Here is a 19,803-nt window from a genome sequence, read left to right as displayed (position 1 = left end):
AGCCGGAGCCGTCCTACCCGCAGCATCAGGCGTACCAGCCCGAGCAGGCGCCGGTGCAGCAGCCGGTTTACCAGCCGGAGTCACCAGCTCCTGCCGTAACGCCTGAGGCTCCGCAGGAAGAGGTGAAGCCACAGCGTCCGCCAATGTATTATTTTGAAGAGGTCGAAGAGAAGCGCGCGCGCGAGCGCGAGCAGCTGGCCGCCTGGTATCAGCCGATCCCTGAACCAGCAAGCCCGGTCGCCACGCGTCCTGTTACACCGCCACCGGTCTCTCCGGTCGAAGCCGCAGCGGTGACCACCCTCGCCGCCGGCGTACACCAGGCGACGAGCGCGGGTGCAACCGCGGCGACGGTCGCTTCCACCGCGTCATCCGCTGCACCGCTGTTCAGTCCGGCATCCGGTGGCCCGCGTGCTCAGGTGAAAGAGGGGATTGGTCCAAAACTGCCGCGTCCTAATCATGTCCGCGTCCCTACGCGCCGTGAGCTGGCATCGTATGGTATTAAACTGCCGTCACAACGTATGGCTGAAGAACGGGCGCGTAAAGCTGAACTCAATCAGGCCTATGACGACGAGCCGTTAACGGATGAAGAAGCGGATGCGCTGGAACAGGACGAACTGGCTCGCCAGTTTGCCGCCACCCAGCAGCAGCGTTACGGCGAAGTCTACGCGCAGGATGAAGAGGATGACTCCGCAGCTGAAGCTGAACTGGCCCGTCAGTTTGCGGCGTCGCAGCAGCAGCGCTACAGCAGCGAACAGCCGCAGGGCGCAACGACGTTCTCTCCTGCGGATTATGATTTCTCGCCGATGAAAGCGCTGGTCGATGACGGTCCGAGCGAACCGCTGTTCACACCGCTGCCGGAGACACCGCCGCCGGTGCAGCAGTACCAGCAGCCGGCACAGCAGCAACCGGTTCAACAGTATCAACAGCCGGTGCCGTCGTCGCCGGTACAACAACCGTATCAGCAACCTGTGCAGCCGGCTCAACCTCCGCAGATGGCGCAGCAGCCTCAGCCTGCCGCACAGAGCTATCAGCCGCAGCAAGCCCATCAGGGCCACATGCCGCAGCAGACAGCCCCGGTGCCGTCGCAGGATAGCCTGATTCATCCGCTGCTGATGCGTAACGGCAACAGCCAGCCGATGCAACGGCCGACAACGCCGCTGCCGTCGTTGGATCTGCTGACCCCGCCGCCGAGCGAGGTCGAGCCGGTGGATACCTTCGCGCTGGAGCAAATGGCGCGCCTGGTTGAGGCTCGTCTGGCTGACTTCCGCATTAAAGCCGATGTGGTGAACTACTCGCCAGGCCCGGTTATCACCCGCTTCGAACTGAATCTGGCGCCAGGCGTGAAGGCCGCGCGGATTTCAAACCTTTCGCGTGACCTGGCCCGCTCCTTGTCCACCATTGCGGTGCGCGTCGTGGAAGTCATTCCGGGTAAACCGTACGTGGGTCTGGAACTGCCGAATAAAAAACGCCAGACCGTTTATCTGCGAGAAGTGCTGGATAACACGAAATTCCGCGATAACCCGTCGCCGCTTACCGTGGTGCTGGGGAAAGACATCGCCGGCGATCCGGTCGTTGCCGATCTGGCAAAAATGCCGCACCTGCTGGTTGCCGGTACCACTGGTTCCGGTAAATCGGTTGGGGTGAATGCCATGATCCTCAGCATGCTTTATAAAGCGCAGCCGGAAGATGTGCGCTTCATTATGATCGACCCGAAAATGCTTGAACTGTCGGTCTATGAAGGGATCCCGCATCTGCTGACCGAAGTCGTTACCGATATGAAAGACGCCGCTAACGCACTGCGCTGGAGCGTGAATGAAATGGAGCGTCGTTATAAGCTGATGTCGGCGCTGGGCGTGCGTAACCTCGCGGGTTACAACGAGAAAATCGCCGAAGCGGCGCGGATGGGCCGTCCCATTCCGGATCCGTACTGGAAACCGGGCGACAGCATGGACGCCGTGCATCCGGTGCTGGAAAAACTGCCGTATATCGTTGTTCTGGTGGATGAATTCGCCGACCTGATGATGACTGTCGGCAAAAAGGTCGAAGAGCTGATTGCGCGTCTGGCGCAGAAAGCGCGTGCGGCGGGTATTCACCTTGTGCTGGCAACGCAGCGTCCGTCGGTTGACGTGATTACCGGTCTTATTAAAGCGAACATTCCGACGCGTATCGCGTTCACCGTCTCGAGCAAAATTGACTCGCGTACCATCCTCGATCAGGGCGGCGCGGAATCACTGCTGGGGATGGGGGATATGCTTTACTCCGGGCCGAACTCGACCATGCCGGTTCGTGTACACGGCGCGTTTGTTCGCGACCAGGAAGTCCACGCTGTGGTTCAGGACTGGAAAGCGCGCGGGCGTCCGCAGTATGTTGACGGCATTACATCAGATAGCGAAAGCGAAGGCGGCAGCGGCGGCTTTGACGGTGGTGAAGAGCTGGATCCGTTGTTCGATCAGGCGGTGAACTTCGTCACTGAAAAACGTAAAGCCTCTATTTCCGGCGTTCAGCGTCAGTTCCGCATCGGATATAACCGTGCGGCACGTATTATCGAACAGATGGAAGCGCAGGGTATTGTCAGCGAGCAGGGCCATAATGGTAACCGCGAAGTGCTGGCGCCGCCTCCCTTCGAGTAAGTGCAAAGTTGGGTAAATAAGCGCAAAATCAGCCTGTTCTGCTGTTCCGTCGTGCCAGGCGGTCCTACATTAGGAGGCAGAAGAGGCTCCCGCGTCGGGAGTGACGCACATTAAGGAATAACAATGAAAAAACTCGCAATCACCTGTGCATTACTGTCTGGATTTGTCGTGAGCCAGGTTTGGGCGGATGCCGCCAGTGATTTGAAAAGCCGCCTCGATAAAGTGAGCAGCTTCCATGCCAGCTTCACCCAAAAAGTGACCGATGGCAGCGGTAACGCCGTACAGGACGGGCAGGGCGACCTGTGGGTTAAACGTCCGAATCTGTTTAACTGGCATATGACCCAGCCGGATGAAAGCATTCTGGTCTCTGACGGGAAAACCCTGTGGTTCTACAACCCGTTTGTCGAGCAGGCAACCGTCACCTGGCTGAAAGACGCTACCAGCAACACGCCGTTTATGCTGATTGCCCGCAACCAGTCCAACGACTGGCAGCAGTACAACATCAAGCAGAACGGCGATGATTTTGTTCTGACGCCGAAAAGCGGCGGCGGCAACCTGAAGCAGTTTACGATTAACGTTGGCCGCGACGGGACCATCCATCAGTTCAGCGCGGTAGAGCAGGATGACCAGCGCAGCAGCTACCAGCTGAAGTCTCAGCAAAACGGTGCGGTCGATGCATCTAAGTTCACCTTTACACCGCCGAAAGGGGTGACGGTGGACGATCAACGTAAGTAGAGGCGAATGTGAGCAATCTGTCGCTCGATTTTTCCGACAATGCGTTTCAACCTCTGGCCGCCCGCATGCGGCCAGAAAATTTAGCGCAGTACATAGGCCAGCAGCATCTGCTGGCGCCGGGGAAACCTTTGCCGCGGGCGATTGAGGCCGGGCATCTGCATTCGATGATCTTATGGGGGCCGCCTGGCACCGGCAAAACTACGCTGGCTGAAGTGATTGCTCGCTATGCCAGCGCCGATGTTGAACGGATCTCGGCGGTGACCTCCGGCGTAAAAGAGATCCGCGAAGCGATCGAGCGCGCGAGGCAGAACCGCAATGCCGGACGCCGCACGATTCTATTCGTTGACGAAGTCCATCGTTTCAATAAAAGCCAGCAGGATGCGTTTTTACCGCATATTGAAGACGGCACCATCACCTTCATCGGCGCGACGACGGAAAACCCCTCTTTTGAACTCAATTCCGCATTGCTATCCCGGGCGCGAGTGTATCTGCTGAAATCGTTGTCCAGCGAGGATATTGAGCATGTGCTCACGCAGGCGATGAACGATAAAGATCGTGGCTATGGCGGGCAAAATATCGTGCTGCCGGATGATACCCGCCAGGCTATCGCCGGGCTGGTTAACGGCGATGCGCGCCGGGCGCTTAATACGCTGGAAATGATGGCCGATATGGCAGAGACGGATGCCTCCGGCAACCGGGTGCTGAAAGCGGAACTGCTGACCGAAATTGCCGGTGAACGCAGCGCGCGGTTTGATAATAAAGGCGATCGTTTCTACGATTTGATTTCCGCGCTGCACAAGTCCGTTCGCGGCAGCGCGCCGGATGCGGCGCTGTACTGGTACGCACGAATCATCACCGCCGGCGGCGATCCGCTGTATGTGGCCCGACGCTGCCTGGCGATCGCTTCCGAAGATGTCGGAAATGCTGACCCGCGAGCCATGCAGGTCGCGCTCTCTGCCTGGGATTGTTTTACCCGCGTAGGGCCAGCGGAGGGCGAGCGTGCTATTGCGCAGGCCATCGTTTATCTCGCCTGCGCGCCGAAAAGCAACGCGGTCTACACCGCATTTAAAGCCGCCATGGCCGATGCCCGCGAGCGTCCTGATTACGATGTGCCGGTGCACCTGCGCAACGCGCCAACCCGCCTGATGAAAGAGATGGGCTATGGGCAGGAGTATCGCTATGCCCATGATGAGCCAAACGCCTATGCTGCCGGGGAAGCCTATTTCCCGCAGGAAATGGCCCAAACTCGTTATTATCGGCCTACAAATCGGGGGCTGGAGGGGAAAATTGGCGAAAAGCTCGCCTGGCTTACCGAACAGGATCAAAATAGCCCCATAAAACGCTACCGCTAACAGAGACGTTGCGGTAAGGTTATCAAGATATCCCGGTGGTCGTAGTCTGCGGCCACTTTTCTTTTATTTATTCGATAAGCACAGGATAAGCATGCTCGATCCCAATCTGCTGCGTACCGAGCCAGACGCAGTCGCTGAAAAACTGGCACGCCGGGGCTTTAAGCTGGATGTAGATAAACTGCGCGCTCTGGAAGAGCGTCGTAAAGTTCTGCAGGTTGAAACAGAAAACCTGCAGGCGGAGCGTAACTCCCGATCGAAATCCATTGGCCAGGCGAAAGCGCGCGGGGAAGATATCGAGCCATTACGCCTGGAAGTCAACAAACTGGGCGAACAGCTGGATGCGGCGAAAGCCGAGCTGGACGTGTTACTGGCAGAGATCCGCGATATCGCGCTGACTATCCCTAATATTCCGCACGACGACGTTCCGGCCGGTCGCGACGAAAACGACAACGTTGAAGTCAGCCGCTGGGGTACGCCGCGCGAGTTCGATTTTGACGTCCGCGATCACGTGACGCTGGGCGAAATGCACGGTGGGCTGGACTTTGCCGCAGCCGTTAAGCTGACCGGTTCCCGTTTTGTGGTGATGAAAGGGCAACTGGCCCGTCTGCACCGTGCGCTGGCGCAGTTCATGCTGGATCTGCATACCGAACAGCACGGCTACAGTGAAAACTATGTACCGTACCTGGTCAACCAGGATACGCTGTACGGTACCGGTCAGCTGCCGAAATTTGCCGGCGATCTGTTCCATACGCGTCCGCTGGAAGAAGAAGCCGACAGCAGCAACTATGCGTTGATTCCAACTGCGGAAGTACCGCTGACCAACCTCGTTCGCGATGAGATCATTGACGAAGACGATCTGCCGATCAAAATGACCGCTCACACGCCGTGTTTCCGTTCTGAAGCGGGCTCCTATGGTCGTGATACCCGTGGTCTGATTCGTATGCATCAGTTCGACAAAGTGGAAATGGTGCAGATCGTACGTCCGGAAGATTCGATGGCGGCGCTGGAAGAGATGACCGGCCATGCGGAAAAAGTTCTGCAGTTGCTGGGTCTGCCATACCGCAAAGTGGCGCTCTGCACCGGCGATATGGGCTTCAGCGCATGCAAAACGTATGATCTGGAAGTCTGGGTTCCGGCACAGAACACCTATCGTGAAATCTCCTCCTGCTCTAACGTCTGGGACTTCCAGGCGCGTCGTATGCAGGCACGCTGCCGCAGCAAGTCCGACAAGAAAACCCGTCTGGTGCATACGCTGAACGGCTCCGGGCTGGCGGTAGGTCGTACCCTGGTTGCGCTGATGGAAAACTATCAGCAGGCGGATGGTCGTATCGAAATCCCGGAAATTCTGCGCCCCTATATGCGTGGCCTCGAATTTATCGGCTGATTTTTTTACCTGTTTCTCAAAAGCGCCTCCGGGCGCTTTTTTTTTATCCCCTTATTGATGCCGGGCAATAATCCCTCCGGTGATTCCCCCCATACTCCCTTGGTGTTAACGCAGCATAAAAAACTATAAAAGATTAAATTCGTTATATATGTATCTATATAACGATTGTCAGTGAATTGTGAGCAACCAAAGCGAGTATCCATGAAAATTAAAGCCCCCGATGCTTTACTGGCTGCCGAAGTAAGCCGGCGTGGTTTAATGAAAACCACGGCAATTGGCGGTCTGGCGATGGCCAGCAGCGCATTTACCCTACCGTTTACACGCATTGCCCATGCTGCCGACGCTCTGGCGCCGGTGAATGAAACCGTCACCTGGAGTGCCTGTACCGTGAACTGCGGCAGCCGCTGTCCGCTGCGGATGCATGTGGTTGATGGTGAAATTAAATACGTTGAAACGGATAATACCGGCGACGACAACTATGATGGCCTGCATCAGGTACGCGCCTGTCTGCGCGGGCGTTCCATGCGTCGCCGTGTCTACAACCCCGATCGTCTGAAGTATCCCATGAAGCGCGTTGGCAAGCGCGGGGAAGGAAAATTTGAGCGCATCAGCTGGGAAGAAGCATTCGATACTATCGCCAGCAATATGCAGCGCCTGATTAAAGATTACGGTAACGAATCGATCTATCTGAATTACGGGACCGGAACTCTTGGCGGCACCATGACCCGCTCCTGGCCACCGGGGAAAACGCTCATTGCGCGTCTGATGAACTGCTGCGGCGGTTACCTTAACCACTATGGTGATTATTCATCGGCGCAAATAGCCGCAGGTCTGAATTACACCTACGGCGGCTGGGCCGACGGTAACAGCCCGTCGGATATCGAAAACAGTCAACTGGTGGTGCTGTTCGGTAACAACCCCGGCGAAACGCGGATGAGCGGCGGCGGGGTAACGTACTACCTGGAACAAGCGCGGCAAAAATCCAACGCCCGGATGATCATTGTCGATCCGCGTTACACCGATACCGGCGCCGGCCGTGAAGATGAGTGGATACCGATTCGCCCCGGTACCGACGCCGCGCTGGTTTCCGCGCTCGCCTGGGTGATGATCACCGAAAACCTGGTCGATCAGCCGTTCCTCGATAAATACTGCGTCGGCTATGACGAGAAAACGTTGCCTGCCGATGCGCCGGCCAACGGTCACTACAAGGCTTACATCCTCGGTCAGGGTAGGGACGGCACTGCCAAAACGCCGCAGTGGGCATCGACTATCACCGGGATTCCGGTCGAGCGTATTGTGCAGCTGGCACGCGAAATTGCGACAGCCAAACCTGCCTTTATCAGCCAGGGCTGGGGGCCGCAGCGCCACGCGAATGGTGAAATCGCCACCCGGGCTATCTCGATGCTGTCGATTCTGACCGGAAACGTTGGCATCAACGGAGGGAATACCGGCGCGCGTGAAGGTTCTTACGACCTGCCTTTTGAACGTATGCCGACGCTGGAGAACCCCGTTGAGACCAGTATCTCCATGTTTATGTGGACCGATGCGATTGAACGTGGCCCGGAGATGACGGCGCTGCGTGACGGCGTGCGCGGTAAAGATAAACTGGACGTCCCGATCAAAATGATCTGGAACTATGCCGGTAACTGTCTGATTAACCAGCACTCTGATATCAACCGCACCCATGAAATCCTGCAGGATGATAAGAAGTGCGAGATGATCGTGGTGATCGACTGTCACATGACCTCGTCGGCAAAATATGCCGATATTCTGCTGCCGGACTGCACCGCTTCCGAGCAGATGGACTTCGCGCTGGATGCTTCATGCGGCAACATGTCCTACGTCATCTTCACCGACCAGGTGATTAAACCGCGTTTTGAGTGCAAAACGATTTATGACATGACGACGGAACTGGCAAAACGCATGGGCGTGGAGCAGAAGTTTACCGAAGGCCGTACCCAGGAAGGCTGGATGCGTTATCTGCACGAACTTTCCCGCAAGGCTATCCCGGATTTGCCGGACTTCGATACCTTCCGTCAGCAGGGGATTTACAAGCAGCGCGACCCGGAAGGGCATCATGTTGCCTATAAGGCATTCCGTGACAATCCGCAGGCAAATCCGCTGGAGACCCCGTCGGGCAAAATTGAGATCTATTCCCAGGCGCTGGCGCAAATTGCCGCCACCTGGGAACTCCCCGAAGGCGATGTGATCGATCCGCTGCCGATTTATACGCCAGGTTTTGAAAACTATAACGATCCGCTGACGGCGAAATTCCCGCTGCAGCTGACCGGTTTTCACTACAAGTCGCGCGTTCACTCCACCTACGGCAACGTCGATGTGCTGAAGGCCGCCTGTCGTCAGGAGATGTGGATTAACCCACTCGATGCGAAACAACGCGGCATTGCCAACGGCGATCGCATCCGTATTTACAACGATCGCGGTGAAGTGCATATCGAAGCCAAAGTGACGCCGCGAATGATGCCTGGCGTTGTCGCGCTGGGTGAGGGCGCCTGGTATAACCCGGACGCAGGACGCGTGGATCAGGCGGGGAGCATCAACGTGCTCACCACCCAACGCCCGTCGCCTTTGGCGAAAGGTAACCCATCGCACACGAACCTGGTCCAGGTTGAAAAGCTGTAAGGAATAACCGATGACAACTCAATACGGATTTTTTATCGATTCTGCTCGTTGTACCGGTTGTAAAACCTGCGAGCTGGCCTGTAAAGACTTCAAGAACTTAACGCCGGACGTTAGCTTCCGCCGCATTTATGAATATGCGGGCGGTGACTGGCAGGAGGATAACGGCGTCTGGCATCAGAACGTCTTTGCCTATTACTTATCCATCGCCTGTAACCATTGCGAAGACCCGGCCTGTACCAAAGTGTGCCCGAGCGGCGCTATGCATAAACGCGATGACGGTTTTGTCGTGGTTGATGAAGATGTGTGCATCGGCTGTCGCTATTGCCATATGGCCTGCCCGTACGGTGCGCCGCAGTATAATGCGGCGAAAGGGCATATGACCAAGTGTGATGGCTGTTACCAGCGCGTTGCCGAGGGTAAAAAACCGATTTGCGTCGAATCCTGCCCGCTGCGCGCGCTGGACTTTGGCCCGATCGAAGAACTGCGTAAGAAACACGGCGAACTGGCTGCGGTTGCGCCGCTGCCATCCGCGCACTTTACCAAACCCAGTATTGTCATCAAACCGAACGCCAATAGTCGTCCGTGCGGTGATACAACCGGCTATCTGGCCAACCCGAAGGAGGTGTGAGATGGGAAGTGGATGGCATGAATGGCCGCTGATGATCTTCACGGTCTTTGGACAATGTGTGGCGGGCGGTTTTATCGTCCTGGCACTGGCGCTGATGAAAGGTGGTTTGTCGAATGAGCAGCAGCAGCGCGTAGTGCTGAGCATGTTTGGCTTGTGGGTGCTGATGGGGATTGGGTTTATCGCCTCAACGATGCACCTGGGATCGCCGATGCGGGCTTTTAACTCGCTTAACCGGATTGGTGCGTCGTCGTTAAGTAACGAAATTGCCAGCGGAGCCCTCTTTTTCGCCGTCGGCGGAATTGGCTGGCTGCTGGCGGTGGTGAAGAAGCTGCCGGCCGGGCTGCGCAGCCTCTGGCTGGTCGCGACGATGGTGCTGGGTATTCTCTTCGTCTGGATGATGGTGCGGGTGTATAACACCATTGATACCGTACCGACCTGGTATACCGTCTGGACGCCGCTGAGCTTCTTCCTGACGCTGTTTCTCGGCGGCCCGCTGCTGGGCTGTCTGCTGCTGCGCGTGGCGGGCGTTGACGGTTGGGCGATGCGTCTGTTGCCGGTGGTCACGCTGCTGGCGCTGGTGGCCAGCGTTATTGTGGCCCTGATGCAAGGCAGCGAGCTGCCGATGATCCACAGCTCTATTCAGCAGGCCTCCGCGCTGGTGCCGGATTATGGCTCACTGATGGCCTGGCGTGTGGTTGCGCTGGTGCTGGCTCTGGCATGCTGGGTTGTTCCGCTGCTCAAAGGCTATCAGCCCGCCGTGCCGCTGTTAAGCCTGGCATTGGTGCTGGTACTGGTCGGCGAGATGGTAGGGCGTGGCATCTTCTACGGTCTGCATATGACGGTCGGCATGGCTATCGCCAGCTGATAAGCTGTTGCGCCGGAACCCCCGGTTCTGGCGCAACAAAAAAGTGCTGTTGATTCATGAAATTTTTCTACTGATATTCCCGCCGTTTATTTTCAATAAATTAATAAAAACAATGGAATAATATAAAGAATAATTCTGTTGTCGCTCCGCTGGATGAAAAACTTCTATCGTTGCCCGTGAAACCGCGTCCCGCCTGATTTCTGGTGGATTGACAATGTTTTTAGCGGTGGCATGATGCGCACGAAATCTAAACTTCCTCACGGTTATATCCATGTCCATCTACACCCGGCCGGTGCAAATGTTGCTCTGCGGCCTGCTTCTGTTGACGCTGGCGATTGCGGTTTTAAATACCCTCGTCCCGCTTTGGCTCGCCCATGAAAATATGCCAACCTGGCAGGTCGGAATGGTGGGCTCGTCCTATTTCACCGGTAACCTGGTCGGGACGCTGCTGGCCGGATGGGTGATTAAGCGTCTGGGATTTAACCGTAGCTATTATCTTGCGTCGCTGATCTTTGCGGTGGGCTGCGTCGGACTTGGTATTACCCTCGGTTTCTGGACCTGGTTCAGCTGGCGCTTTCTCGCCGGCGTCGGCTGCGCGATGATTTGGGTAGTGGTCGAAAGCGCGCTGGTTTGCAGCGGAACGTCGCGTAGCCGCGGTCGTCTGCTGGCCGCCTATATGATGGTTTACTATGTGGGAACCGTGCTGGGTCAGCTGATGGTCAGCAAACTGCCGACGGATCTAATGAGCGTGCTGCCGTGGGTGACCGCGCTGACGCTGGCGGCGATTCTGCCGCTGCTGTTTACCCGCGTCGTGAATCAAAGTGATGAACAGCATGAGCCGGCGCGGATCTGGCCAATGCTCAGGCTGCGTCAGGCCCGCCATGGCGTGAACGGCTGCATTATCTCCGGGATTGTTCTTGGGTCGCTGTATGGATTGATGCCGCTGTGGTTGAACCATCAGGGCGTCAGTGACTCCGGCATTGGTTTCTGGATGGCGGTTATGGTCAGCGCAGGTATTTTGGGCCAGTGGCCGATCGGCCGTATGGCCGACCGCTATGGTCGCTTGCTGGTGTTGCGCGTTCAGGTTTTTGTGGTGATTTTAGGCTGCCTGGCAATGCTTAGCGGCGCGGCAATGGCTCCGGCGCTGTTTATCCTTGGCGCATCGGGCTTCACGCTGTACCCGGTGGCAATGGCCTGGGCCTGTGAGAAAGTCGAGCGCCATCAGCTGGTCGCCATGAACCAGGCGCTGTTGATGAGCTATACCGTCGGCAGCCTGCTCGGGCCAACCTTCACCGCCATGCTGATGCAGAACTTTTCCGACAACCTGCTATTTATCATGATTGCCAGCGTGTCGTTTATTTATCTGCTGACGCTGCTGCGTAAAGCCGGTCATCATCCGACGCCGGTGGCGCACGCGTAATTTTTCTTCCGGCCTTCGCTACGGTGATAATCAAAGGGGACGTTGTCCCCTTTGATTTATTTACCGCCAGCGACGAGCGCATCAAGCTGGCTCTGATGCTCCACCCTGGTGAGCCGATGCAGCCGATCCCCCTCATCCAGCCAGCAGACTAATCGCTGGATCGTCTGAATATGCTGTTCGCTATCGGCCGCGGCCAGGACGATAATCAGCCGTACATCGGGGTGATCGGGAAACGCCACGGCTTCGGCGCAGCAAACCAGTGAGAGCACGCTGTGCGGGCTCAGAACCCCTTCATCCGGGCGGGCGTGCGGGAGGGCAAATTCCGGAGTGAGTATGTACCAGGGGCCATTTTTCTCGGTGGCGCTGATGATGGCATCCGCATAGCCGGCGCTGATTTTCCCCTGCTGCGCCAGCGGACGGCAGGCCAGCTTAATCGCGCCGCGCCAGTCCAGACCACGCTCGGTGTACTGACAAGCGGCAAATAATTTTTCATCCATGTCGGCTCCTCAAATAGCGAGCCGGTCAGTGGGCGACCGGCTCGTGCGACGGTCAGCGAAGCGCGTTATACAGCGCCTCGCCGGAGATGCCGTATTTTGCCTTGAGCTGCCGGCTGTTGCCCGACTCGGTGAAGGTATCCTGCGTTCCCAGGCGCGTCAGGCGCGCCGGATGGGCCGCCTGGGCCATCGCTTCGGCTACCTGGCCGCCAAGGCCGCCGTTTACCGTGTGATTCTCCAGCGTGGCGATCTGCGGACAGTCTGCTACCAGCGCATAAAACTCCTGCTGGTTAAACGGTTTGAGCGTCGCCACGTGGATGAGCTTGCCTTTCTTGCCGCTGGCAATCAGCTTTTCATAGCCTTCGCTGGCCTGTTCCAGCACCGTGCCCTCAAAGAGAATGGCGAACTCGTTGCCGCTGCTAGCGATGGCCGCGATATCGGTGACCCGGGGGATTACGCTCTTATCGCGCACCGGCATCGGTTCACGCGCCACGCGGATATAAACCGGGCCTTTGATTTTTGCCGCCTGCTCAAAGGCGTCGGCTATTTCTTCGGCATCGGCCGGCGTCAGGATCGTCAGGCCCGGCAGCACGCGGGTCAGGGCAAGATCCTCCAGCGCGTGGTGCGAGGCGCCGTCCGGGCCATCATCCATTCCCGGATGGCTACCCACCAGCTTGACGTTGGCTTTGGCGTAGCAGGCCTGTCGCAGCTGGGTCCATGCCGTCCCCGTTACAAACATCGCAAAATTGACATAGAAGGGGATATAGCCCTCAAGCGCCTGACCCACGGCAAAACTCATCGCTGAACCTTCCGCAATCCCCATTTCGAAGAAGGCCTCCGGGTAGCGCGCCTGAAACTGGTCGGTGCGGGTTGAACTGGCTAAGTCACTATCGATAGCGACGATGGGGTAGCCTTTTTCTTTCAGGGCAATCAGTGCATTACCGATCTCATCACGCGGTGCTTTCATCACTGTAACTCCTCCATTGCCTGCTGGTATTGTTCTGTGGTCGGGGTTTTTGAGTGCCAGTCGCCGTTATTTTCCATATAGCTGACGCCGGAGCCCTTGGTGGTATGGGCAACGATGGCTACCGGCTTGCCTTTCAGATGGCGGGAGAGCATCAGGGTGTCGGCCACCTGGTGCATATCATTACCGTTATGCAGCTCCAGCACGTGCCAGCCAAAGCTGCGGATCTTATCCGCCAGCGGCTCGAGATTAACCACCTCATTGACCGGATCGTGGGAAGAGAAGCCGTTGTAATCGATAATCGCGACCAGATTATCCATTTTCATATGCCCGGCCTGCTGTAAGGTTTCCCAGATTTGCCCTTCGTGCATTTCGCCATCACCGATGATGGCAAATACCCGATGAGGCTCGTCGCGGCGCTTTTTAGCGGCCGCCATACCGAAGGCGACGGATAGCCCCTGGCCGAGCAAACCGGTCGTCGCATCGACATCCGGCAGCGATTTTATGCTGGGGTGTCCCTGCAGGCGCGAATTGATCTGGCGGAAGGTATTGAACTCGCTGCGATCGATTTTCCCTTTTTGGTAAAGCATGGCGTACTGCGCGGCAACGGCGTGCCCTTTGCTCATAACGACGCGCGCGCGGGGCGAGGCCGCCAGGTCAACCTCCTGATAATAGATCCAGGTGAGGATATCGATTATCGATAAGGCGCCGCCCGGGTGGCCAATGCCGGACTCATAAATCATCGTGACAATATCGCGGCGAGCGGCGAGCGCATGGGACTTCAGTTCATCAATGTTCATGTGGTTTCCTTCTTATGGCAGCATTTTGCCGATGTAGTACACAACCAGGCCCAGGGCGACAAAGTCGGTTTCCGGGAAACTGGTTCCCGACAGGCCGACGGACTCCATGATGGGGTAGATCAACGCAGGACCGATGCCGATCAGGATCCCGGTGACGAAGCTGCCGGCGATAGCTCCTTTCCAGCCGCCCGAAGCGTTACCAAATACCGCCGCGGTGGCGCCGATAAAGAAGTAGGGGATCGCCACCGGAATAATGACGGTTTGCCCGAGGATCGCCAGAAAGCCCATCACCACCAGCCCGCCAACAAATGAAGAGATAAATCCCAGTACCGTGGCGGTTGGCGCATACGGGAAAACGACCGGGCAATCGAGGGCGGGTTTGGCGTTGGGAATGAATTTCTCCGAAATGCCGAGGAAGGCCGGGACAATTTCAGACAGCAGCAGGCGTACCCCGGTAATGATGATGTACAGAGACGCGGTGAAAGTGAGCGACTGGAACAGAGGGTAAACCAGCCAGTGCATTCCGCCAGCCGCCGCCGTGACCGCCGCTTTCCCGGCGGCGAGCGCCGCAATGTAATAGAAAATACTGACCGAGATTGATACGGAGACGATGTAATCTTTAAAGATCCCCAGCCAGCCGGGCAGGTTCAGCTTTTCGGTCGACTGTTTAGGATCGCCCACCTTTGAACCGATCCATCCGGATGCCGCGTAGGCCAGCGTCACGTAGTGCCCCATCGCAATTTCATCATTACCGGTGATTTTTCTCATCCACGGCTGGGCAATTGCCGGGTACAGACAGGCGGCCAGCCCCAGCAGGATTGAACCGACAATAATGGTGGTCATGTCGCTATAGCCGAGCGCTTTCAAGGTGACGGTCAGCAGGGCCGAGAGATAGAGATTATGCTGTCCGGTGAGAAAGATGTATTTGAAAGGGGTCACGCGGGCAAAGAACAGGTTCCAGCCAAAACCAATCACCATAATCAGCGAGACGCACATCGCGAATTTAGTTTGCGCCAGCCCGGTCAGCGCTTCCGCCAGCGGCATCACGCCTTTCAGACCAAAGCCATCGCTAAATAATGTCTGAAAATTGCCGAGAGAGGTCACGGCCAGCCCGGCCCCGCCGGCAAAAACCAGAAAGCCGACAATGGTTTTGAAAGTCCCGGAGAGCACTTTTTCAATGGGCTTTCGTTGGATCAATAAGCCAATTAATGCGATAAAACCAACTAAAAGTGGGGTGACGCCCAGAATGTCGAATACAATAAATCTGAGGAAATCCATATTGCCTCCGGGAGAGGTTAGTTGTGCTGGATTACGCGGATAAGCGCTGATTCCATTTCTTCACTGTTCATCAGGTCGGTGATACCGATAGCGTTAAATCCGGCAGCTTCGACTTCCTCGGTGAGATCGCGCATCGTGATCACGAAATCAATATCTCGCCAGGTTCGTAACCCGGAGAGGACGTCGTGTTCCAGCTCGATATCCCAGCCGTGTTTATCGATGATTTTTTGTGCTTTTATTTTGAGCATTAAGGAACTGCCCATACCGGTGCGACAGACGATGAGACCTTTCATGAGATGTTCTCCTGTTTGTAAAAATAATTATTTTTATTTGTTTGTGTGAGATAATAATTATTATCTTTAGCGCGAAACGAAAGATGTGACTGTGTTTGCATTTTGAGCAAGAAAGGCAAAAAATGAGCCAGATAGATAACAACCTGTTGATAAACATACGAAATGGGTCTTCAGAACTCAGCCCGATACTGGAGAAAGTGGGCCGTTTTATTGCGGAAAATCCTGATTTTGTGATGCGGCATACGATTTCAGAACTGGCCGACTCTGTGGCTACCAGCGAAGGCAGCATCACCCGTTTTTGTCGGGCGTTTGGATTTAAAGGTTTTTCCGATTTCAGAACGGCGCTGGCGGTTGAGCAGGGGGCTGCCCGCCCGGAAGCCGGCGATGACGACGATATTGCGCCGGTGCTGGCGAGCATTCGCGATAGCAATACCATTATCGATGCTCAGGAGCTGCAAAACGCAGCGGTGTGGCTGAATGCGCTGAATAACATCGCTATTTATGCGGTGGGTACGGCGGTGCCCGTTGCCCTGTTTCTGCAAATGAATTTAATCAACATGGGCAAAGTTGCCAGCTTCGTCGATCGCTCTTATCCGGCGGCGATCCCGATAGCAACCGATCGGCAAAAGACGGGAATTATCGTCGTGCATACCGAACAGGCCTCGGCGGATATGATCCAGGCTTTGACGCTGGCGAAGCAGCAGGGGGTGAAAATATTGTCGCTGACCCGCGGCACGTTTACGCCGCTGGCCCGTTTATCGGACTGGAACCTGCAGGCCGCGGTGGCTTTACAGGGAGAAGGTGAATCAGGATTTGCCGAAATTGCGGGGGCAATGATGGTTGCCGATCGAATGCTTCGCGCGCTGGAGGAGCAGGATGAGCGCTATGCGGAATATCGTAAGGCGCATCAGAAACGCATTTTCTCGATTGAAAGCGTGGCGAATAAGCTGTCGCAATACTTTATGTCGTAATGCTTGCCGAAGCGTTTTCCACCCGGATAAGACGTTCTGCGTCGTTATCCGGGGAAAATTCTGCTTAGCCGGCCACGCCGCCCGTCGGCTTAGTACATGACCTTATGGCCATACTGCTCGAGAATGCCTTTGACCCGATCCATGGTCTCTTTCTTAGGCGGATGTACGCCATCCAGCTTGTACTCTTCACCCATCGCTACCCATTTGTGCTTGCCTAACTCGTGATAGGGCAGCAGTTCGATTTTTTCGACATTGCCCATATCGCGGGTAAACTCGCCGAGGCGGTGCGCGGAATCATCATCGTCAGACCAGCCGGGAACCACCACGTAACGAATCCAGACTTTGATGTTTTTATTCGATAAGTAGCGGGCAAACTCCAGCGTACGGTGGTTAGACACGCCAACCAGATTCTGATGGATCTCATCATTCATCTGTTTGAGGTCGAGCATGACCAGATCGGTTACTTCAAGCAGCTCGTCAATAACCGGGTCGTAGCGACGAACAAAGCCGTTGGTATCGAGGCAGGTATGAATGCCTTCTTTGCGGCAGGCGCGGAACCAGTCGCGCACGAACTCGGCCTGCAAAATGGCCTCACCGCCGGACGCGGTCACGCCGCCGCCGGAAGCGTTCATAAAGTGGCGATAGGTTACAACCTCTTTCATCAGGCTTTCGACGGTGACTTCGGTGCCGCCGTGGGTATCCCAGGTGTCACGGTTGTGGCAATACAGGCAGCGCATCAGGCAGCCCTGGAAGAAGGTGATAAAGCGGATCCCGGGGCCATCGACGGTGCCGCAGGATTCAAAGGAGTGAATACGACCAATAGTTGACATTGCGGTGATATCTCCAGATTCGGCCCGTCCGGGGCCTGTGATGCACAGCTCAAACCGGCTGTGTTAAGTCTGTTTTGGCTGTTATCCATGCAGTATAGATAGCGGGCAAAAGAGACTGTAGTACGAGAGGTGCTAAAAAGGCCCCACTTACGTGGAGCCTTTATTGTACGCTTTTTAAATCGCGATTTCAGTCACAACCATTACATGGTCTGAGTGAAGGTACGAGTGATAACGTCCTGCTGCTGTTCTTTAGTCAGGGAGTTAAAACGTACTGCATAGCCAGATACACGGATGGTCAGCTGCGGATATTTTTCCGGGTTTTCCATCGCGTCGAGCAGCATTTCGCGGTTCATGACGTTGACGTTCAGGTGCTGACCGCCCTCGATTGACGCTTCGTGGTGGAAGTAACCATCCATCAGGCCTGCAAGGTTGGTTTTACGCACTTCGTCGTCTTTACCCAGCGCGTTCGGCACGATAGAGAAGGTGTAAGAAATACCATCTTTCGCGTAAGCAAACGGCAGTTTAGCAACGGAGGTCAGAGAGGCAACAGCACCTTTCTGGTCACGGCCGTGCATTGGGTTAGCACCTGGTCCGAACGGCGCGCCAGCACGACGACCGTCAGGGGTATTACCTGTTTTCTTACCATAAACCACGTTAGAGGTGATGGTCAGAACGGACTGAGTCGGGATAGCGTTACGATAGGTAGTGAGTTTCTGAATTTTCTTCATGAAACGTTCTACCAGGTCAACCGCCATGTCATCAACGCGAGAATCGTTGTTACCGAACTGCGGGTATTCACCTTCGATTTCGAAGTCAACGGCCAGGCCGTCTTCGTCACGAATCGGTTTAACTTTCGCATATTTGATAGCAGACAGGGAGTCAGCCGCAACGGACAGGCCAGCAATACCGCATGCCATGGTACGAATGACGTCACGGTCGTGCAGCGCCATCAGAGAGGCTTCGTAGCTGTACTTGTCGTGCATGTAATGGATAATGTTCAGGGCGGTGACATACTGCTTAGCCAGCCAGTCCATGAAGTGATCCATACGCTCCATCACTTCGTCGAAGTTCAGAACGTCGCCTTTGATTGGTTCAGATTTCGGACCAACCTGCATTTTCAGTTTTTCATCAACGCCGCCGTTGATAGCGTACAGCATAGTTTTCGCGAGGTTAGCACGAGCACCGAAGAACTGCATTTGCTTACCAACAACCATCGGGCTTACGCAGCATGCGATAGCGTAGTCGTCGTTGTTGAAGTCCGGACGCATCAGGTCATCGTTCTCGTACTGCAGAGAAGAGGTATCGATAGACACTTTAGCGGCGAATTTCTTGAAGTTCAGCGGCAGTTTTTCAGACCACAGAACGGTGATGTTCGGCTCCGGAGAAGGACCCATGGTGTACAGGGTGTTCAGGAAGCGGAAGCTGTTTTTGGTGACCAGGGTACGGCCGTCAACGCCCATACCACCGATGGATTCAGTTGCCCAAATCGGGTCGCCGGAGAACAGTTCATCATATTCCGGAGTACGCAGGAAGCGAACCATACGCAGTTTCATGACCAGGTGGTCAATCATTTCCTGAGCGTCTTGTTCAGTGATTTTGCCTGCTTTCAGGTCACGTTCGATGTAAGCATCCAGGAAGGTGGATACGCGACCGAAGGACATTGCTGCACCGTTCTGAGACTTAACCGCGGCCAGGTAGCCGAAGTAGGTCCACTGGATAGCTTCCTGCGCGTTGGTTGCCGGACCTGAGATATCGCAGCCGTATTTCGCTGCCATTTCTTTGATCTGACCCAGGGCGCGGTGCTGTTCAGAGATCTCTTCACGCAGACGGATAGTCGCTTCCAGGTTTACGCCGTTTTCCAGGTCAGACTGCAGAGACAGGAACTGTGCGTATTTGTCTTTCATCAGGAAGTCGATACCGTACAGCGCAACGCGACGGTAGTCACCGATGATACGGCCACGGCCATACGCATCCGGCAGACCAGTCAGAACGCCAGACTTACGGCAGTTCAGAATGTCTTTGGTGTACACATCGAATACACCCTGGTTATGGGTTTTACGGTATTCGGTGAAGATTTTTTTCAGCATCGGGTCCAGTTCGCGATCGTACGCTTTGCAGGAACCTTCAACCATTTTGATGCCGCCGAACGGGATAATCGCACGTTTCAGAGGCTTTTCAGTCTGCAGACCAACGATTTTCTCAAGAGCTTTGTTGATGTAGCCCGCGTCATGAGACGTGATGGTGGATGCAAGGGAAGTGTCGAAGTCAACAGGCGCGTGAGTGCGGTTTTCCTGTTTAACACCTTCCATAACGTTGTCCCACAGCTTGGTTGTCGCTTCAGTTGCGCCAGCCAGGAAGGACTCGTCGCCTTCATACGGGGTATAGTTTTTCTGGATAAAGTCACGTACGTTGACTTCTTTCTGCCAGTCACCTTTCGCGAAACCTTCCCAGGCTGTGGCTAACTTTTCATTAAGCTCGGACATGTAACACCTACCTTCTTAAGTGGATTTTTTATTTAC

The 19,803-nt window shown here is 55.7% G+C and carries 16 protein-coding genes; 9 read left to right on the top strand and 7 right to left on the bottom strand.

The features are described from left to right. The 8 genes from ftsK to ROR01S_RS20465 all read left to right on the top strand — a co-directional run. A partial coding sequence (gene ftsK, locus ROR01S_RS20500; RefSeq protein ID WP_073972318.1) for a DNA translocase FtsK occupies positions 1 to 2,630 on the top strand: 2,630 nt, incomplete at its 5' end. A gap of 123 nt (positions 2,631 to 2,753) precedes the next feature. Then, positions 2,754 to 3,365, top strand: coding sequence for an outer membrane lipoprotein periplasmic chaperone LolA (gene lolA / locus ROR01S_RS20495; protein ID WP_004860037.1), 612 nt, complete (start codon positions 2,754 to 2,756; stop codon positions 3,363 to 3,365). Between the two features lie 8 nt (positions 3,366 to 3,373). After that, positions 3,374 to 4,717 (top strand): replication-associated recombination protein RarA, encoded by a 1,344-nt coding sequence (rarA, locus tag ROR01S_RS20490; RefSeq protein WP_015584803.1) that lies wholly within the window; start codon positions 3,374 to 3,376, stop codon positions 4,715 to 4,717. Positions 4,718 to 4,808: 91 nt separating this feature from the next. Beyond that, complete coding sequence (gene serS / locus ROR01S_RS20485; protein ID WP_004860040.1) at positions 4,809 to 6,101, top strand: serine--tRNA ligase; 1,293 nt, start codon at positions 4,809 to 4,811, stop codon at positions 6,099 to 6,101. Between the two features lie 201 nt (positions 6,102 to 6,302). Continuing rightward, entirely contained in the window at positions 6,303 to 8,741 is a 2,439-nt protein-coding gene (dmsA, locus tag ROR01S_RS20480) for a dimethylsulfoxide reductase subunit A (RefSeq protein WP_032716974.1), read from the top strand. A gap of 10 nt (positions 8,742 to 8,751) precedes the next feature. Beyond that, a complete protein-coding gene (locus tag ROR01S_RS20475; protein ID WP_015584801.1) occupies positions 8,752 to 9,369 on the top strand; it encodes a DMSO/selenate family reductase complex B subunit in 618 nt (205 codons plus the stop codon). 1 nt (position 9,370) lies between these two features. Further along, positions 9,371 to 10,234: a dimethyl sulfoxide reductase anchor subunit family protein gene (locus ROR01S_RS20470; RefSeq protein ID WP_064359839.1), complete on the top strand. Its 864-nt coding sequence runs from the start codon at positions 9,371 to 9,373 to the stop codon at positions 10,232 to 10,234. A 271-nt stretch (positions 10,235 to 10,505) separates the two neighbouring features. Beyond that, a complete protein-coding gene (locus tag ROR01S_RS20465) occupies positions 10,506 to 11,654 on the top strand; it encodes an MFS transporter (RefSeq protein ID WP_015584800.1) in 1,149 nt (382 codons plus the stop codon). A gap of 56 nt (positions 11,655 to 11,710) precedes the next feature. Here the strand turns inward: ROR01S_RS20465 and ROR01S_RS20460 are convergent, their stop codons facing one another. Genes ROR01S_RS20460 through ROR01S_RS20440 form a run of 5 tightly spaced genes read right to left on the bottom strand, consistent with a single transcriptional unit; the run spans position 11,711 to position 15,483 of the window. Further along, positions 11,711 to 12,151, bottom strand: a complete 441-nt coding sequence (locus ROR01S_RS20460) for a PTS sugar transporter subunit IIA (RefSeq protein WP_004860048.1) — start codon at positions 12,149 to 12,151, stop codon at positions 11,711 to 11,713. A 52-nt stretch (positions 12,152 to 12,203) separates the two neighbouring features. Further along, the gene (locus ROR01S_RS20455) at positions 12,204 to 13,115 is read right to left on the bottom strand and encodes a transketolase family protein (protein ID WP_004860050.1); all 912 of its coding nucleotides are present in this window, start codon (positions 13,113 to 13,115) and stop codon (positions 12,204 to 12,206) included. After that, the gene (locus tag ROR01S_RS20450) at positions 13,115 to 13,912 is read right to left on the bottom strand and encodes a transketolase (RefSeq protein ID WP_004860052.1); all 798 of its coding nucleotides are present in this window, start codon (positions 13,910 to 13,912) and stop codon (positions 13,115 to 13,117) included. Before ROR01S_RS20450 ends, ROR01S_RS20455 begins: the two co-directional genes overlap by 1 nt. 12 nt (positions 13,913 to 13,924) lie before the next feature. Beyond that, positions 13,925 to 15,190, bottom strand: a complete 1,266-nt coding sequence (gene ulaA / locus ROR01S_RS20445; RefSeq protein WP_015584799.1) for a PTS ascorbate transporter subunit IIC — start codon at positions 15,188 to 15,190, stop codon at positions 13,925 to 13,927. A gap of 17 nt (positions 15,191 to 15,207) precedes the next feature. Continuing rightward, on the bottom strand, positions 15,208 to 15,483 hold the full coding sequence (locus ROR01S_RS20440) for a PTS sugar transporter subunit IIB (protein WP_015584798.1): 276 nt from the start codon (positions 15,481 to 15,483) through the stop codon (positions 15,208 to 15,210). Positions 15,484 to 15,605: 122 nt separating this feature from the next. Between ROR01S_RS20440 and ROR01S_RS20435 the strand changes: the two genes are divergently transcribed. After that, positions 15,606 to 16,454 carry a MurR/RpiR family transcriptional regulator gene (locus tag ROR01S_RS20435; RefSeq protein WP_064359838.1) on the top strand — a complete coding sequence of 283 codons (849 nt, stop codon included), beginning with the start codon at positions 15,606 to 15,608 and terminating at the stop codon, positions 16,452 to 16,454. Between the two features lie 89 nt (positions 16,455 to 16,543). Here ROR01S_RS20435 and pflA read toward each other — a convergent pair whose 3' ends face one another. Together pflA and pflB are read right to left on the bottom strand one after the other, a co-directional pair. Further along, complete coding sequence (pflA, locus tag ROR01S_RS20430; protein ID WP_004860059.1) at positions 16,544 to 17,284, bottom strand: pyruvate formate lyase 1-activating protein; 741 nt, start codon at positions 17,282 to 17,284, stop codon at positions 16,544 to 16,546. A gap of 200 nt (positions 17,285 to 17,484) precedes the next feature. After that, positions 17,485 to 19,767, bottom strand: coding sequence for a formate C-acetyltransferase (gene pflB / locus ROR01S_RS20425; RefSeq protein ID WP_004860061.1), 2,283 nt, complete (start codon positions 19,765 to 19,767; stop codon positions 17,485 to 17,487). Positions 19,768 to 19,803: the final 36 nt, after the last annotated feature.

This window comes from Klebsiella ornithinolytica NBRC 105727 = ATCC 31898 (assembly GCF_001598295.1).
Lineage (GTDB): Bacteria > Pseudomonadota > Gammaproteobacteria > Enterobacterales > Enterobacteriaceae > Klebsiella > Klebsiella ornithinolytica.
This window is presented reverse-complemented; position numbering and strand designations above follow the sequence as displayed.

What these genes read in the sequence shown, in the direction of transcription:
- pflA (WP_004860059.1), bottom strand. Translation starts at nt 17,284, where the DNA reads ATGTCAACTATTGGTCGTATTCACTCCTTTGAATCCTGCGGCACCGTC.
- lolA (WP_004860037.1), top strand. Translation starts at nt 2,754, where the DNA reads ATGAAAAAACTCGCAATCACCTGTGCATTACTGTCTGGATTTGTCGTG.
- ROR01S_RS20460 (WP_004860048.1), bottom strand. Translation starts at nt 12,151, where the DNA reads ATGGATGAAAAATTATTTGCCGCTTGTCAGTACACCGAGCGTGGTCTG.
- dmsA (WP_032716974.1), top strand. Translation starts at nt 6,303, where the DNA reads ATGAAAATTAAAGCCCCCGATGCTTTACTGGCTGCCGAAGTAAGCCGG.
- ROR01S_RS20465 (WP_015584800.1), top strand. Translation starts at nt 10,506, where the DNA reads ATGTCCATCTACACCCGGCCGGTGCAAATGTTGCTCTGCGGCCTGCTT.
- ROR01S_RS20450 (WP_004860052.1), bottom strand. Translation starts at nt 13,912, where the DNA reads ATGAACATTGATGAACTGAAGTCCCATGCGCTCGCCGCTCGCCGCGAT.
- ROR01S_RS20455 (WP_004860050.1), bottom strand. Translation starts at nt 13,115, where the DNA reads ATGAAAGCACCGCGTGATGAGATCGGTAATGCACTGATTGCCCTGAAA.
- ROR01S_RS20440 (WP_015584798.1), bottom strand. Translation starts at nt 15,483, where the DNA reads ATGAAAGGTCTCATCGTCTGTCGCACCGGTATGGGCAGTTCCTTAATG.
- ulaA (WP_015584799.1), bottom strand. Translation starts at nt 15,190, where the DNA reads ATGGATTTCCTCAGATTTATTGTATTCGACATTCTGGGCGTCACCCCA.
- pflB (WP_004860061.1), bottom strand. Translation starts at nt 19,767, where the DNA reads ATGTCCGAGCTTAATGAAAAGTTAGCCACAGCCTGGGAAGGTTTCGCG.
- serS (WP_004860040.1), top strand. Translation starts at nt 4,809, where the DNA reads ATGCTCGATCCCAATCTGCTGCGTACCGAGCCAGACGCAGTCGCTGAA.
- ROR01S_RS20475 (WP_015584801.1), top strand. Translation starts at nt 8,752, where the DNA reads ATGACAACTCAATACGGATTTTTTATCGATTCTGCTCGTTGTACCGGT.
- ROR01S_RS20435 (WP_064359838.1), top strand. Translation starts at nt 15,606, where the DNA reads ATGAGCCAGATAGATAACAACCTGTTGATAAACATACGAAATGGGTCT.
- ROR01S_RS20470 (WP_064359839.1), top strand. Translation starts at nt 9,371, where the DNA reads ATGGGAAGTGGATGGCATGAATGGCCGCTGATGATCTTCACGGTCTTT.